The sequence below is a fragment of the Roseovarius sp. AK1035 genome (assembly GCF_003288315.1).
GTDB classification, from domain to species: Bacteria; Pseudomonadota; Alphaproteobacteria; order Rhodobacterales; family Rhodobacteraceae; genus Roseovarius; species Roseovarius mucosus_A.
Genome location: NZ_CP030099.1, coordinates 2,930,316 through 2,946,999 on the forward strand (window position 1 = coordinate 2,930,316; position 16,684 = coordinate 2,946,999).

Annotated in this window: 8 protein-coding genes; 1 reads left to right on the plus strand and 7 read right to left on the minus strand. The window is 61.0% G+C overall.

The window, feature by feature from the left end; all coding sequences use genetic code 11:
* Positions 1 to 92 precede the first annotated feature (92 nt).
* From RAK1035_RS13995 to RAK1035_RS14015, 5 genes are all read right to left on the minus strand, one after another.
* Positions 93 to 3,833, minus strand: coding sequence for a translocation/assembly module TamB domain-containing protein (locus tag RAK1035_RS13995; RefSeq protein ID WP_008282240.1), 3,741 nt, complete (start codon positions 3,831 to 3,833; stop codon positions 93 to 95).
* The gene (locus tag RAK1035_RS14000) at positions 3,833 to 5,641 is read right to left on the minus strand and encodes an autotransporter assembly complex protein TamA (protein WP_008282241.1); all 1,809 of its coding nucleotides are present in this window, start codon (positions 5,639 to 5,641) and stop codon (positions 3,833 to 3,835) included. The genes RAK1035_RS13995 and RAK1035_RS14000 overlap by 1 nt, the downstream gene beginning before the upstream one ends.
* Before the next feature lie 106 nt (positions 5,642 to 5,747).
* Positions 5,748 to 8,846 (minus strand): efflux RND transporter permease subunit, encoded by a 3,099-nt coding sequence (locus RAK1035_RS14005; RefSeq protein WP_008282242.1) that lies wholly within the window; start codon positions 8,844 to 8,846, stop codon positions 5,748 to 5,750.
* Positions 8,843 to 9,955, minus strand: coding sequence for an efflux RND transporter periplasmic adaptor subunit (locus RAK1035_RS14010; RefSeq protein WP_037298330.1), 1,113 nt, complete (start codon positions 9,953 to 9,955; stop codon positions 8,843 to 8,845). The genes RAK1035_RS14005 and RAK1035_RS14010 overlap by 4 nt, the downstream gene beginning before the upstream one ends.
* A 114-nt stretch (positions 9,956 to 10,069) precedes the next feature.
* On the minus strand, positions 10,070 to 12,586 hold the full coding sequence (locus RAK1035_RS14015) for an ATP-binding protein (RefSeq protein WP_232279234.1): 2,517 nt from the start codon (positions 12,584 to 12,586) through the stop codon (positions 10,070 to 10,072).
* A gap of 438 nt (positions 12,587 to 13,024) precedes the next feature.
* Here RAK1035_RS14015 and RAK1035_RS14020 point away from each other — a divergent pair, with 438 nt between their 5' ends.
* Positions 13,025 to 13,633, plus strand: a complete 609-nt coding sequence (locus RAK1035_RS14020; protein WP_008282245.1) for a response regulator transcription factor — start codon at positions 13,025 to 13,027, stop codon at positions 13,631 to 13,633.
* Positions 13,634 to 13,987: 354 nt separating this feature from the next.
* Here RAK1035_RS14020 and RAK1035_RS14025 read toward each other — a convergent pair whose 3' ends face one another.
* Together RAK1035_RS14025 and RAK1035_RS14030 are read right to left on the minus strand one after the other, a co-directional pair.
* Complete coding sequence (locus RAK1035_RS14025; protein WP_157132421.1) at positions 13,988 to 14,767, minus strand: class I SAM-dependent methyltransferase; 780 nt, start codon at positions 14,765 to 14,767, stop codon at positions 13,988 to 13,990.
* A gap of 747 nt (positions 14,768 to 15,514) precedes the next feature.
* A protein-coding gene (locus tag RAK1035_RS14030; protein ID WP_085976969.1) for an IS3 family transposase occupies positions 15,515 to 16,641 on the minus strand; the annotation gives its coding sequence in 2 pieces (ribosomal slippage) (positions 15,515 to 16,377 and positions 16,377 to 16,641; 1,128 coding nt in all).
* Positions 16,642 to 16,684 lie beyond the last annotated feature (43 nt).

A 16,684-nucleotide genomic window follows, 5' to 3' on the forward strand; every position in this document is an offset into this window, starting at 1 on the left:
TGTGCCTGCACAAATCATTCCAAGCAGCAGAGCGTTAGGTCAGTCTTTTATGCCCGAATTCTGAGCAACCTGTAAAAGTTTTCGCGATTCCCTCAATAATCGCGTTCAAAAAACACGCCAACCCCAGAGGAGCCATCGTTAGAGGCCCCGCCCTTGAGCGTGACACTGTCGCTAAGATCAAAGTTCAGATTGATGCGTTGCTTGCCTTCGCTGTCGGCTGTGACTTCGGTATAGACCTTGTCCGAGATATAGGCACCGGCACTCACCTCGGTGCCGCCATCCTCGGTTTGTGTGACGTCGAGATCCGAAAGGCCGATGGCACCCCGCAGCTTACCAACCACATCGCCGTTGCTATTGCCGGACAGCGTCGCCACCGCCGAGGCCATTTGCGCGGCCTGAAAGGCAGAGATGTTATCCAAGCCGCGCCCAAAGATAAGCCGAGAGACCACCTCTTCTTGCGGAAGATCAGGATCAGAGGCAAAGCGCACTTCGGGGGCGCTTGCCACGCCTTCTACGATCACTTGCACAGCGACGTCGCCCGCATCGGTGGTGGCCACAAAGCGCAGGTAGGGATCAAGAGAGCCCTGCATCGTGATGCGGCCTTCGGTCATAGTAAGCCTTTGACCCAGAATGTCGATCCGTCCCCGGATCAATTCAAAAAACCCGTCCGGGGCAACGGCATCGGTGGTTCCGGCAAGGCGCAGGCTGCCGCCCAGTTCGGCATCAAGCCCCCGCCCACGAACGAATATCCGGTTTGGGGCATTGATCGACAGGTTGAGCGCGTAGGGCCGCGCGCGCCCGGCTGTTTCGGTCTGGATCAGGCCTGCGCGCTCTCGGGTGGTGCGCACTGCGGCGGGTTCGTTGCGATGCTGAAGATCTGGCAACGAGACCGATGCCGCGCCCAAGCCCGAGGGGATGCGGATATTGGTTTCCTCGAGTGTCAGCGCCCCGCTGATCCGCGCGCCGCCTGTCAACGGGCCGTTGACGCCAATGTTGCCGTTCACCGTCGTGGTATAGATCAACTGGTCGCTCAGCACGAGGCCATCAAGCCCCACCGACAGATCGCCTGTGAAGCCGGGGGTCAGGCCAACCGGCCCGGTCACCCGTATCTGTCCGCCATCGCGCATCTGCGCGGTGAAATCTGTCTGCACGCGGCTTTGACCGAGCGTTGCCGTGCCGCTCAGGGTTTCGACCGTGAGGCCGGTTGCGGGCAGGGCAATGCGTGTGTCAGAGGTGCTGATCGTGCCCGAGACGGCGGGCAGGGCGGGGGCACCGTTGATCCGCAGGTCGTAGCGCGCCGTTCCCTGAATTGCGTTTGGTCGGATATAGCTGTTGGCAAGCGCCAGCGGCAGCGCGCCACTGGCACTAAGATCAAGGCGCGCGCCGTGATCCACGATATCGCCCGAGACCTGCGCCGTGGTGCCCCCCGGGCCCTCAGCTGAAAGCGTCACGGCCACCCGTTCAGCAAGAGCGCCCGACAGGGTGGCGCGGCCCGTTGCGGTCACGGGGCCCGCGAAATCAGGGGCGAACAGGCCCAAATTGGCCAGACGTATGTTGAAATCTACGGGAGCATCCGGGTTGGGCGACCCTGCGGAGAGCGCGAGTTGTGGTGTCTCAAGCCGGAGCGTACCAATCTCGATCCCGTCAAGGCGGCGCGCAACGTCTGCCCTGAGAGAGAGTTGCCCGGCGATGAGCTTGTCGAGATCGGCGATCCCGGTTCCAAGATTGCGCCCATCGAGCGTGGCGCTGATCTCTACATCCTGTCCACGATCCTTGGCTTTGCCGTCAAGCGTCAGGTCAAGGGCACCGCGCAGGGGAAGGCCCGCCAGGGCGCTGAACCGTGCCAGATCGCTGATCTCTGCCCTGAGTTCCCCGCTCAGGGGCAGGCCCTCGACCTCGGGCGAGAGGGTTGCATTGGCGCGCAGGCGGCTTCCCATGAGCGCTGCATCCAGTCCCGTCAGGGTGACATCGCCCCCGGTTTGCCACGCCACGTTGCTGCTGATTTCTGCCGGACCGGAGAGGCGCGGATCTGAAAGCGCCAGATCGGTCAACCGCGCCGCAAGGCTGAGCGCGCCGCTCTCGCCGCTGAGGCGCCCCGAAGCAGTGGCGCGGATCACGTCATTTTCGATCTGAAGGCGGTCGAGCGCGATGCCGGTGGTATCGCGGCGTGCAGCCATCGAGAGCGTGCCCGCGCTTGCGATCAGGGGATCAACCTGGGCAATGCCGACCGCAAGTTGATCCGTTTCCGCATCAAGTGTGATGTCGAAATCGCCCCCAAGCAGGCTGCCAGAGCCTGCGATGGTCGCCTTGGCTGCCCCTGCAATGCTCTGCCCGGAGAGCGCGGCAAAGCGTGCGAGGTTGGGTGCCTCCAGCGTTGCGGTGCCAGAGACAGGAAACCCTTCGGCCAAGGCCGCGATCCGTCCATTGCCCGAAAGCTGCGCAGCGCCGGACACAAGCCGTAGGGCCCTCAGGACAAGTGGGCGATCTTCGGTGAAATCGAGCGAGGCAAGGCCGGACAGTTCTGTTCCGACGGCCTCAGCCAGTGCCGGATCGTCAACGCGCAGCCCGGCAAGGTCAAATTCAACAAGCGCCGTCACACCGCGCGGTGCGGTGCGTTCTAACGCCCCACGCCCCGAGAGCGTGGCCGTGGCAAGGCCGATATCAGGGCGCTCGAACCCGGTCAGGCCCAGCTGTGTGCGCCAACGATCGCCGCGCGCGGCATCAAAGGCAGCGTCAATCGTAGCGCCACGAATGTGGGTTGCGGGGCCGCTGATGGGCAAACGCACGCGGCTGTCACCATCGCCCAATTCGCCGGTCAGCCTAAATCGCTGAGGCCACCCCGCCGCATCGAGCGACAACGCGCCGGACAGCGTGACCTGTGCCGCCGAAAGTGTGAAATCCGCGATGTCCAAGGCCCCGTTTGGCTGGCGCGTGCCGGTCAGTTTGAGCGCGCTTTCTGTCCCAAAGAAGGGGCGGTAGTCAGCAGCAAAAAGCGGTGTGAGATCGCCCGAAATCGTCGCGCCAAAGGCTTTTGACGTAACGCCCTCGGCCTCCGCGTCGCGGATCGTAACCTCTCCGGTCAGGCGGGGGGTGCCGTCCGAGGCAAGGCGAATGTCGGCCGTATAGTCGTTCAAGGGGGCCGTACCGCTGATCCCGAGCGAAAGAGCGGGCCGATCTGGCAGTTGCAGCAAAGTGGCGGCGATGCCGCCCGCGTCCTCTTGAAGTGACAGATCAAGGGCGAGAACCTGGGTCGCATTCACAAAACTTGCGTTCAGCGATACGGCACCGCGCCCGTCAAGGCGGGTCACCTCGATCTCTGCCGCCCCTTCACCACTTCCAAGTGACAGCCGCCCAAGCAGGCGAAGAGCGACCTCCTCACCCAAAAGCGGGGCGCCAAGAGTAAGTGTCTCGGCGCTGATCTCGCCGATGTTGACGGAGACTGGCAGCTCTGGCAGGCGAAAGGGCGTGGCCTCTGCCATGTCTGGCGAAAGCGGTTCTTCGGCAATTGGCGCACGCGCCACCGTGATTTCTCGCGCGGTCAGGCGATTGACTTCGACCCGGCCCCGCAAAAGCGCCGTGCGCGTCCAATCGAGCGTTACATCGCGCAGCGTGAGCCAGATGCCGTCGCGATCAGCGATGGTCAGTTCTGCGATAGTCGCCTGTGACGAGAGCGCCCCGGCAAAGCCTGTGATCCGCACCTCGCGTCCAGCACCAGAGAGGTTATCTTCAAGCAAGGCTTGCAGATAGCCGCGATCCTCATCCGTGGTTTGCGCCAAGAGTGGCGTTGCAAGCGTCGTCAGCAGCAACGACAGGAAAAGGACCAGCCGGGCCATCAGAATGCCTGCCCAATACCGATGTAAAGTTCGAGGTCTTCCCCGGCCCTGTCACCCAAGGGGGTGGCTATATCCACGCGGATCGGGCCCACAGGGGTGAAGTAGCGGGCACCGATCCCGGCACCGCTGTGCCAATCTCCGCGTCCTGTGCCAAGCGCATCCTGACCGACAAAGCCTGTGTCGACAAAGGCTACGCCTTGGATCTTGTCTGTGACGCTGGTGCGGAATTCGCCCGAGAATCCGACAAAGGCACGCCCGCCCACGCGCACGCCGGGGGCGATATCAACGCCCAAAGATTGATAATCCTGTCCGCGCACAGTGCCTGCTCCCCCGGAATAAAACAGCATGTCAGCCGGGATTTCGCCGATTGAGGGGCCCGCAACCGATCCGATCTGCGCGCGCCCTGCAAGGGTGTAACGGTCGCCCGCGCCGAAGCTACGGTAGTGCCGAGCATCGGCAAAAATGCGCGCGCCGTCCCCCGATCTTTGGTCGAGGCCGATAAAGGGCGTGAGCGACACCTCAAGGAAAAGACCCGAGGTTGCGTTGAGCGCATCATCGCGCTTGTCCCAAGTCAGGCTGGCCGGAAACAGCAGATGCTGCAATTCGCGCCGTCCAAGATCGTCGTCGATGTCGGAATAGCGATAGGCAATGCCCGCCTCGCCGCGCAGCTCGTCCGAGAATACCCGGGTAAAGCCGCCGCCGATTTCGACCTTTGATTCCGTATAATCTGGCTCGTCATTTCCCTCGATCCGGGCCTCAAGAAACAGCCCGGTGTCGGGGTGAAAGGTTGCGGGCCGGTCATAGCGCGCGCCAAGGCGATAATCCTCGCCCCCTGAATCCCCGCCGATACCACCGATCATGGCATCAAGCCGCAGTCGCTCGGCACCGCCAAAGAGGTTGCGATGCAGCCAAAAGCCTGAAAGTGTCAGCCCTTCGAGCGAGGCCAGTTCCACGCCAAAGCCAAGACGCCGGGGCGGGGCATCGGTGACGCGGGCCGTGATATCAAGGCTGCCATCGGGATTGGGCCTGTCTGCCTCGATCATCACAACCGAGCGAAAGGCACCGCTGCGGCGCAGGCGGGTGGCGGCGTTGTCCAATTCTTCGGGCGAGAATTTGCGGCCCGTCGGCAGGCCCGCAATGTCGCGGATACGGTCCGGGCGCACACGGCTTTCGCGGCTTTCTTCGGCCAGCAACAGCTCTCCAAAGTGCAGACGCGGTCCGGGATCAAGCTGGATGTCAGCGGACAAGGTCGAGGCCGCGTGATCGGCAATAATGGTTTGCTCTGACACAAGCGCCTTGGCGTGTCCGGTGGTGCGCCATGCGGCGATGCTGCTGCGCGTCGCATCGCCGATAAGATCGCCCTTGGCCCGGTTGCCGGTGACAAATTCAGGCGGCAGCTTGGTTTTTGGGGCAAGCGGTGCGACGCGCGCGGTTGAAAAGACGAAAGGCGCGTTGCGCTCGACGGTGATGTCAATCTGTCTGATGTCACTTGGCGCGCGCAGGGGCGGGATGCTGGCGGCCTCTTGGCCATCCACGAGGATGCGGATCACGCCGCCATAAAACCCCTCGGCATAAAGCACACCGATCAGACGCCCGTAATCCGATTGGGCCGCAGCCAATAGGTCTTGTGCGGTGGCCTCTTGTTGGGCGGCAGTGGTGATCGTGAGCGAGGCGCTGCGCAAGCGGTCTGTAAACCCATCCCTCGCGTCAGGCGCGGTCAGCCGGACCTCAGCCGCCTGCGCCAGATCGGGCAGAATCCAGAGGCACAGCGCGGCAAGCGAGGCGACCCTGACACTGGATTTCAACACCGCAACGACCCTCCCAGACTGCTGGTCTTTTATGCCATCCCGATCACGGGAATGCCACCCTTGTGGGGCTACAAAAGCGGGGTCAGGCGGTGTCATCGGCAAGAGCTTACTCAGCGGGCTGGCCGTTTTTGCCGAGGGCTGCGTCGAGCGTTTTCTCAATTGCTCCGCGCGGGCGGGTGAACCGCGCCATCAAGTCATACAGGATGGGTGTGACAAAGAGCATGAGCGCCGTGGCCATGGCCAGCCCTGCGATGATCACAGTGCCCACAGCGATCCGGCTCTCGGCGCCCGCGCCAGAGGCGGTGACAAGCGGCACCGCGCCCAACACGGTCGAGACGGCAGTCATCATGATCGGACGCAGGCGCAGGACCGAGGCCTCGATCACCGCGTCACGCACGGCATAGCCTTCGTCACGTAACTGGTTGGCAAATTCGACGATCAGGATACCGTTTTTAGAGATGAGCCCGATCAGTAGAATAATGCCGATCTGGCTGTAGACATTCAGCGACAATCCCCCCGCCGCCATGGCATAAATCGCCCCGGCGACCCCTATCGGCACGGTTAGCATGATGACAAGCGGATGCACGAAACTCTCGAATTGCGCAGCAAGCACGAGATAGACGATCAGCAGCGCCAGCAGAAACACCACACCCACCCCGGCGGAGGTGTCGATATAGGTGCGCGATTGACCATCATAGCCCAGCTTGGCCTCGGGCGGCAGGATGTCGGCGGCGATCTCTTGGAGTTGTTCCAGAACGTCGCCCAATTCCGCATCCGGGGCAAGCGCGCCCGAGAGTTGAATGGACGGCAGCCGGTCAAAGCGGCGTAGCGACGGGGTTGCGGCATTCTCGTTCAGGGTCACGAGCGCGCCAAGCGGCACCAGCGTTTCCCCGTCGCCCGCCCGCAGAAAGATGTTTTCGATATCCGTGGGCGAGCGGCGGTCCGCATCCTCGGCCTGAACCAGCACGGGATATTCGCGACCCCGGCTGACAAAGGTCGTGACCTCGCGCGACGCGAGCATCGTTTGCAGCGTGGCCGCGATCACATCGGCAGAGATGCCCAGATCATCGGCGCGCGCACGGTCTATTTCGATGTCAAGCTGCGGCAGGTTCTGTTCAAAATTGATCTCGGGATTGACGAGCCCCTCAACCCCTTCGGCACGCTCTAGAAGGGTTATGGCCCATTCCTTGACACTCTCAAAGTCAGGCCCGCCGATCACCACCTGCACGGGCGTGGAACTGCCGCGCAGGCCAAGACCCGCCGGGGTTACGGGAAAGCCGCGCGCAATGGTGACTTGCCCCATCTGCGGTGCGATTTCGCTGACAATCTCGGATACCGGGCGGTCCCGCTCTTCCCATGGCGCAAGGCGGAACACGACGAAAGAGCGCCACGAACGCCCCCCCCAGCCGGTGAAGCTGAACACGGTTTCGACCTCACCCGATTGCACCAGCGGATCAAGGATGGCCTCGACCTGTCGGGCCGCCATGTCGGAATGCGCGACGGTCGATCCCTGAGGCGCGGTAAGTGGCACAAACCCAACGCCGCGATCTTCGCGCGGCGCAAGCTCGCGGGGCAGGTCCACGTAGAAAAGTGCTGCTCCTGCGGTGATGGCGAGTGTCACGGGCAGGATCACCAGTGGCATGCCAATCGCGCGGGTCAGGAGTGCGCGATAGGCGCGCTGAATCCATGAGGGCGGGCGTGGGCCGGATGGGGCATTGGCGCGCAGTTTGCGGGCGCTCAGCACCTTGGAGGCAAGCGCCGGGCAGGCGGAAAGGGCGACAAAGGTCGAGATGGCGACGGTGCCGGCCATGACCCAGCCAAACTCCACAAAAAGTCGGCCCACCTGACCGGGCATGAACGACAGCGGTACAAAAACTGCAATCAACGTGATGGACGTGGCAATGACCGCAAAGGTTACTTGGCGTGCGCCATGCACGCTGGCCACGAGCGGAGATTCCCCATCCTCGATCCGACGTTGGATGTTTTCCAACACCACAATCGCATCGTCCACCACCAGGCCAATCGCCAGCAAAAGCGCAAGCAATGTCAGCGTGTTGAGCGAAAAGCCCCACATGCCGATCAACAGGAAACTGCCGATCAACGACACAGGAATTGTGATGAAAGGAACAAGCGTGGCGCGGATACTGCGCAGGAAAAGCAGGATCACCGCGACGACAAGCGCCAGAGAAATAAAGAGCGCGATCACCACCTCGCGGATCGACGCCCCGACAAAGAGCGCATCATCAGAGCCGACGATGATCTTCATGCCTTCCGGCAAGTTCGGTTCCAGCGTCTTGATCTCGGCGCGCACGGCATTGGAAATTTCCAGCGTGTTGGACTGGCTCTGCCGCAAGATCCACATGCCCACCGCCTCTGTGCCATTGGTGCGCACAATTGTGGAATCGTCCGCCACCCCCGGCACGACCCGCGCCACATCGCCCAACCGAACCGGATAGCCTGCCACGCGGTCGATCACGATGTCGCGGAAATCCTCGATGCTGCGCAATCGGCTGTTCAGCCGCACGGTCATTTGCCGGTTGATCGATTCCACCTCGCCTGCGGGCAGTTCAAGGTTGTTGCGCAAGAGCGCCGCCTCGACATCCGAGACGGTGAGGTTGCGCGCGGCGAGCGCGCGGCGGTCAATCCAGATCCGCACCGCAAAGGGCTGCGCACCGATCACATCAACATTGGCCACCCCGTCGAGGGTTGAAAACCGATCCACCACGAACCGGTCGATATAATCCGTGATTTCGGCTGTTGTCATGCGGTCCGAGGTGACGGCGACGCGCATCACGGGATCGGCATCGGCATCGCTCTTGACCACCTGCGGTTCGTCGGCCTCTTCCGGCAGGTCGCCGCGCACCCGGCCTACGGCATCGCGCACGTCATTGGCGGCCACGTCAATATCAACGCTGGTTTCAAATTCGATAGTGACGCGGCTTCGGCCCTGTCGGCTCTCGGAACTGATGGTTCGAATGCCCGAGATCGAGGCAATGGCCCCCTCGACCGTCTCGGTAATATCGGTGTCTATCACTTCGGGGGCGGCACCGCGATAGGTGGTGGTCACGGTCACGACGGCATTGTCCACATCGGGCAATTCGCGCACGGGGATAGAGCGCAAAGCCGCCACACCAAAGATCACGATCAAAAGGCTTGCCACGGCGGCCAGAACTGGACGTCTGATCGAGATGTCCGAGAGGGTCACGTCGCGCTCTCCGGCTTGGCAAGGTCGGTTTTCGCCGTCGCGTCTGCGTCTGCCCCCAGAACTTTGACCACGCTCCCGTCACGCACCCGCTGCAGCCCGCGAATGATCACCTCTTCGCCCGCCTCAAGCCCCGACAGGATGGCAACTTGCCCATCCTTGCGCTGCCCAGAGGTCACGATGCGGCGATTGGCTTTGCCGTCAGCGACGACAAAGACGTAGGTTTCGGCGGCTTGAAAGATCAGCGCCTCTTCGGGAACGGTGACATGCGCGCTTTCAGAGAGCACCAATGTCAGCGCCAGAAACATACCCGAGGCCAGTGTGCCATCGGTGTTCGGTATCCGCCCGCGGGTTCGAAAGGCGCGCCCGACCGGATCAATCCGGCTGTCCACCACATCCAGCGTGCCCTCAAAAATCCGGTCTGCAAAGGCCGCGCTGCGGGCGATCAGGGTCTGGCCGGGGCGCACTTGGGAAAACACCGTTTCAGGCAGCGAGAATTCCACCTCGACCTCGCTTAGGTCATCCAGCCGGGTAAGCACCTGACCTTCGATCACGCGCGCACCAACGTCATAGTTGGTAAGCCCCACCACGCCCCCGAAGGGCGCGGTGATGGTGCGATCCTCAAGCCTGCGGCGTGCGCGCTCGACTTCGGCCTCGGCTTCGGCCAGGCGCGCCACGGCCTCTTCTTCAGTGGCCTGCGACACGGCGGCGGTTTGGCGCAATTGGCGCGTGCGTTCAACGGTTTGCCGCTGTTCAACCAGCACAGCCTCGGCCTCGCTCAGGTCGGCACGCTGGATCGTATCGTCAAGCCGCGCCAGCACATCGCCCTGTTCGACCCGCGTGCCGGGCGTGATCCTGAGGCTGGTCAGCCGCCCGTCCGCCTCGGGGACGATGTCGATGGATTGCAATGCGCGGGTTGTGCCGACCGCTTCGATTGTCTGTTGCAGCGTGCGCTCTTCTGCAAGAGCGATCTCAACCGTGACAGGGCGCTCAGCCTGCGCCTCGGCTGCTGCTTCGGGCGCGGTCACGAGATAAGTCTGATAGCCGTAATAGCCACCATACGCTGTGCCGACTATGAGGCAGAGCAAAAGCAGTTGTTTCCATATCTGCATTGTATGCGGCAATCCGTTTTCAGAGGGCACCAAGGCGCGCGTGGGTTGTGGGCGCGGGCTGACTTGGTGCAAACGTATAGTAAGTCCGCAAAAAGGCAATTCATTGTGCGCGTTTCAGCCCGCGCGATTGTGGCCGTTCAGTTGGCGGAGCGTCTCTTGCAAGAGGTCGGGCAGGGCCAGAATGGCTGTCTGCGCCTCGGCTGTATCGCCGCCGCGCAGGGCGGATTCCGCGCGCCCCAGAAGGGCCTGCAAGGCAAGCCCGCCCGTCGCCGCCGCCGTGCCCGCCAGCTTGTGGATGCGATCCGCAAGATCCGTTCCGCTTAGCGGAGCATCGCGGTTCAGACCGTCCAGAATGGCCTCGCCTTCGGCTTCAAATTCTACCAAGAGGCGGTCGATGCGGTCTTGCGGCAAGGCGACGCGCAGTTGTTCCATGTAACTCGGATCAACATGGCAGGGTTGGTCCACGGGGGCCGACGGGGCTGATCCAATCTGCATCAGCAGGGCGCGCAGCGCCTCGCGGCGCAGGGGTTTGGTCTCGACCCGGTCAAAGCCCATGTTCTTGAGGTCGCCGCGATCCTCTGCGCGCACATGGGCTGTGAGCGCCACGATGGGCGTGCGCGCATTCGGCCCCTGACTTGCGCGGATGTGGAGCGTCGCTTCGCGCCCGTCCATGCGTGGCATGCTGATATCCATCAAAATCAGGTCAAAACGCCTTATTTGGGCGCAATCCACACCTTCGATCCCATCGCAGGCCAGATGCACCTTGTGGCCATCGCCTGTCAGCATGCCTTCCAGCACAACGCGATTGGTGGCATTATCCTCGACCACCAGAACGTCGAGCGCGCGCAGGGGGGCGGAAACGGGGGCAGGGGCAACGATTGCCCTGGGCTTGGGTCCGACGACGGCCGATGCGGCGGGCAGCGGCAGGCGGACCCAAAAAAGGCTGCCTTCGCCAAGTTCGCTCTCAACGCCAATGGTGCCTTTCATCAGCTTGACGAGTTGGCGCGCGATGCCAAGACCCAGCCCCGTCCCCTCTGGTCGGTCGCCTGTTGTGTCCTGAACCCGCATAAAATCTTCAAACACATTTGGTAGATTGTCGGCGCTTATGCCGATGCCCGTGTCAATCACCTGAAACTCGATCATGTCTGGTTCGGTGTCTTTGGATGACAGGCGGCTCACGTCTAGGGTGATTTCCCCATCCCGCGTGAACTTGATCGCATTCGAGACAAGATTGAGTAGAACCTGATAAATCCGCGCTCTGTCCCCGGTGACACGCCCGAAGCCGTCTTGGGGGGCCAGCAGACGCAGGCTGTTGCCGCGTGCCTGCGCTGGACCTTGTTGGGTTTCCGTCAGCTCTGCCAAAAGTTGGTCGAGGTCAAAGGCGGCGGGGCGCAACACGATTTGACGCGCGGCGGCCTGTGTCAGGTCGAGCGCATCGGTGATCTGCGTCAGCAAGAGCTGGCCCGAGGAGCGCATGATGCGGGTGAATTTCTCTTGTTCCGGGGTAAGCCCGGTATCCCCCAAGAGTTCTAGCGCGCCCAGGATGCCGTTCAGTGGCGTGCGCATTTCGTGGCTGATCATGGCCAGAAACCGCGCCTTGGCCCGCTCTCCCGCTAGGGCCTTTTCGCGGGAGCGATCTATTTCCGCCTCGGCAGCCAGACGTTCCGAGATGTCCCGGATGAAGAGTATGCAGATATCGCCCTCACCCTGTCGCGCGAAATCAGCCGAAAGTTCCGCCGCAAATTCTCGCCCTTCCAGATTGCGTACGATCACGTCCTCGCGCCGCGACGGGCCACTGGCGCAGGTGTCACGCAAGAGTTTACCGGAAAGGGGCTTCAACGTCCCATCTTCTCCCTTGCAGAACAGCACGTCGCCCAAGTCTATGCGTGCCGTCAGCCGATCCGTCAGCGCCAAAAGATCATCCGCACGCGCATTCGTGTCTTCGATCCAGCCGTCGACCCCAACCACAAGCACGGCATCCTGTGACGTGTTAAGAATGGTTGTTAGTCTATTGGATTTGCTTATGTTTTGCTCTGCCTGCATACGGTAGCTGCGGTAGACGCGCCACACCAAAAGCAAGAGAGAGGACAGCGCAGCCAGCATCATCAGGATCAGAACGGCAAGGCTCAGGATCTTGGCGGTCAGCGCCGCGCGTTCGGAATCCGAGCGCTGCGCATCCGCCGCAAGACCCCGCGCGGCAATGTTGCGGATCGGATCTGCCATCCGGCTTCCAAGCTGGATCAAACGTGCCCGTTCCTTGAAGATATCGCCCGGATCACCGTCAATGATAGGCACCATACTGGCCAAGAGTTCGGACACGCGATCAAGGTCTGCATGTGCAATATCCAGTTCCAGCACCTCGCGGTATACGCGGCCATCCCGGAGGGCGGTTGCGCGGCTGTAGAGGATATCGAACTGGCGGCGCACTTGGTCGACCAGATTTTCTTCGGGTCCGGTGAGCGCATAGAGAGAGGCGAGGAATTTAAGCTGGTCTACCTCCAGCCGTGAGGTGGTCCAATGCAGGTTGTCTTGGCTGGCGCTGCGATACTCGTCCAGTTGCACATAGACGCGGCTTGTCAAAAGCACCGCAGCCAGCATGCACCCCACTGCAAACAGGCCCAGCAGGATCACAAGCAGTCTGTTCAGACGGGGGAACCTGCGGGAGGAGGGGACGTGCATGTCGGGCCTTACACTGGAATACTTGGACAAAAGGCAGTTTGGGTGGATCTGATCCTTCGGCGCGGCGCGGCTGAGACAGTTTCCGAGTGATCTTCAGCTTTTGCGTGTGTAGAGTATATCAACCGGAGGAGTTCCTTGTCACGCGGGGTCATCAGGACAGGCCACATTCTTATACCATCTTTGGTATTTGCTTCTTTTCCACCGTTTGACCACCCCCCTATCCCTAAAGATAGGGGAGTTGACGGCTTGGCACGGAACTTGCCGGTTATAGGGTAGGCGGGACATACCCGCTTAGGGTTATCAAAGGATTGTCATGGTTCGGCAGCTTGCTTACGTGTTGAAAAATGAGAAAAAAAGGAATTTTGAGGTGGCAGAAGGAAGGACGCGCCGATGACCAAGCTCTTGTTGGCCGACGACCATGATCTGGTCCGGGAAATGATCGCCGCCTACCTGCGCGCGCAGGGTGGGTTTGAGGTGCACGTCGCAGAGAGCCTTGGGGCGGCGCTGGATGTTCAAGAAAAAAACGGGCCTTTTCAATTGGTTCTGCTCGACCTTATGATGCCGGGCATGGATTCCCTGACAGGCCTTGGGGTGATGAAAGCGCGGGCGAAATGCCCGGTGGCGATTTTGTCGGGGACGGCGACGGCGGAGATCGGGCGCAGGGCGCTGAGATCGGGGGCGGCGGGGTTCTTGCCCAAGACGCTTGATCCGCAGTCTTTGGTGGCCGCGGTACACCATATGTTGTTGGGTGAAACCTACACACCGCTAGATTTTCTGGAGACCGGAGAGTCGGAGGCGGAGGGGCCGGTGCGCCTGACGCCCAGAGAGACCGATGTGTTGGTCGGCATCCTGCACGGAAAATCCAACAAGGAAATCGCAAGAGACCTTGATATTCAAGAGGTTACAGTCAAGCTGCACCTCAAAACCCTATCCCGCAAACTCGGCGCCAAAAACCGCACCCACGCGGCGATGATCGCCCGAGACATGGGGCTGACATAAGAGTTCGCGTGTAAGGTCGGTAAGGTCTGTACGTGGGTTTTGTAAGGTCTGGGGGGCCGTTCGCCGGTGGTTCCGACCTGCTTGGGATCGGGGCCCGGAATGGGTGAAACCTCGGGGCGGATTTTCGTGAGGGGTGAGGCGGGGTCGTTTGTGCACGCGTTCGGATGTTCCGTCGATTTGAGATAAGTGGCTTTTCAGATCCACACAACCGAGCGCTAGGTAAGTTTGATCGAAACTGGTCGAAGACTCAGTTGCGTGGTCTGCGAATGACGCCCAGTAACCATGATCAACGCGCGGGTCTCCGGAACACTCGCTAACCCGGATTTTCCACACCTTGTGAGGCGGGGGCTTTGGTCAGTTGATTTTCTGGATGCCCTCAAACAGCGACGCGGTCATGCGTTGGTTTAGGCGTGGTTTCCACGGCCGTTTCGTTAGGATCGTCGGGTGCTGTGTGGTGACCAGACCGTCCTCGCGGATATTTGTCGCGGGCCATACCGTGCGATAGGCGTGCAGCCCAGCCTGCCGTGCGAAGGCGCCGAACGCCTGATCAGTATAGGTCACGCATTCGGGATAGAACCAGCCTTCTTCGGTATTCGACTTGGAAGGCATTCCGCAGCGGATATAGGTCACCATGCTGACGGTATCGTCGTGTGACACGTCGGCAATCGCCTTGAGCAGTTTCACGGTCATGGCTGGTCCAGTGTGCGACGCGATGGATTGCGCAAAAACGAAATCCACCGGCCCACCTGTCAGCGAAAAATCAAAGTCTGTGTTATGGGCGAAAGTCGCCTTTTTCTTTGCGATGACCTGCGATTTCTCGATATCCGCGCCAAAGTGCATCTCGCATCCGCGGTTCAGAATGTCGACGTTGGGTTCCAGACCAAAATACCGGTTTTCAAGCAGGTAGTTAATCGCCAGACGGCCCAACCGCAGGCTGCCGCAACCTACATCCAGAAACTTATGGTTTTCGCGCATGCCCAGATCGATCAGCAGCTGGAACTGCATCGCCCCCAGCAGATCGTAAATAAACGGGGGGCCGACCCAAGCACGGGGATGGTCGGACCCGGCACCCATATTGATCCCTAGCGTCTGTTGTTCCTTTTCGGTCAATACTTGGCGCATTTCTTCGCGCATTTTTGCGGGTTCTGCGCGGCGTTGGGTGATCAGCTGATCCGATATCGACATTAAATTGCTCCCGTAGGCTTCAGACTCATTGCTTCACAACCGACCCGACTTTGCTCAAGTGACTTGCTGCTTAGTGTCATTTTTGTCTTATATTGCTGCCACATCAAGTGTATTGCGCTCTCAGCCTCTAGAGCCGTCGCCACAGTGTTTGAATGTGCGTTGATTGTACTGCGAATGCCCACCACCTTTGTCAGCCGGCAAGTTTCGCAACGTGGCGGACAGGGCTGTCTTGCTGCGTTGCTTGGACTTTCGCCAATTTGCCAGTCACGCGCATGGTGGCGACACGCACGATGGTTGAATGGCGGTAAGAATAGCTCTGAACCTCGGAGCTATGACTACCACTTCGGCCAACTGCAGAATGATGGCCGGGGGTGACGCGCGACGCGAGTGGTCGACCGATGTGAGGCCTGCTTGCGCGCGCAGGTTCTTTTTTGCCGCTTGTGAACCATCGACATTGCCGCCCTTTACACGAATGGCCGCTCTTCTACGCTTTATCGCAGCGTTGAAGGCCGCGGGAAGGCGCGGCACTGCAGGCCTCTGCGGATGAGGTGACCGCTCTCCGCAGAGCGGGACAACGCGGCGCTTTAGAGCACGTGTTCGGATGTCTGCGCTCAGGTCTTCGTGGTATGAGCGAACCTTGAACGCTTAGCTTCCAAGGTTCGTGGTCTGCCCCCATCGGGTGGTCCGATTTGATTGTTAGTGCATTGTGGGCCTTTGATCCAGCGGAACGATGCTTTCGGGCGCGGGTGGGCGATAGCCCAATGCGCTGTGCGGCCTGACCGTGTTGTAGTGAACCCGCCATTGCTCGATCAGGATTTGGGCTTCCTTCAAGCTGTAAAAGATTTCGCCGTTCAACAGCTCGTCACGGAACCGGGCGTTGAAGCTTTCGCAGTATCCGTTCTCCCAGGGTGATCCCGGCTCGATATAGGCCGTCTTCGCTCCGACGGCGGCGATCCAGTCCCGCACCTTCTGAGCGATAAATTCCGGGCCATTGTCGGATCTGATGTATTCAGGCGGGCCGCGGAGGATGAACAGATCGGTCAGTGCATCCAGCACGTCCGTTGAGTTGAGCTTGCGATCGACGCGGATCATGAGCGCCTCCCTGGTGTATTCGTCGATAATGTTCAGTGTCCGGTAGACACGGCCATCTGCGGTGCGATCCTGGACGAAGTCATAGGACCAGACATGGTTGGGGCGCTCGGGCCGCAGACGCACGCACGACCCGTCGTTCAGCCAGAGCCGCCCCTTTCTCTTCTGCTTTTGAGGGACCTTCAGCCCTTCACGCCGCCAGATGCGTTCGACCCGCTTATGGTTCACACACCAACCTGCATTGTTGAGCAGGCCAGTGACCATGCGATATCCATAGCGCCCGTACTGATCAGCCAATTCAATGATGTCGTCGGTCAGACGCTGCTCGTCAGCACGGCCTTGCGGCATCTTACGCTGCGTGGATCGGTGCTGCCCCAGTGTGCGACAGGCCCGGCGCTCTGATACGCCAAGTTCCCGCCGCACATGGTCGATGCATTTCCGGCGACGCGAAGGGCTCAGAAGTTTCCCTTTGCTGCCTCGGTCAGGATCAGCTTGTCCAGGGTGAGGTCGGACACAGCCCGCCGCAATCGCTGGTTCTCTTTCTCAAGCTCCTTCAGGCGTGCGAGCTGAGACCTCCCCATCCCGCCATAGAGCTTACGCCACCTGTAGAACGTCTGCTGTGTCACGCCGATCTGGCGCACCGCCTCGGCGATCGTCGCGCCTTGTCCTTGCAGAACTTCAACCTGCCGAAGCTTCGATACGATCTCTTCGGGCTTCTCTCGTTTTCCAGCCATCGCTGATCCTCCAATTCACGGGACAATCTATCCCAGTTGGTGG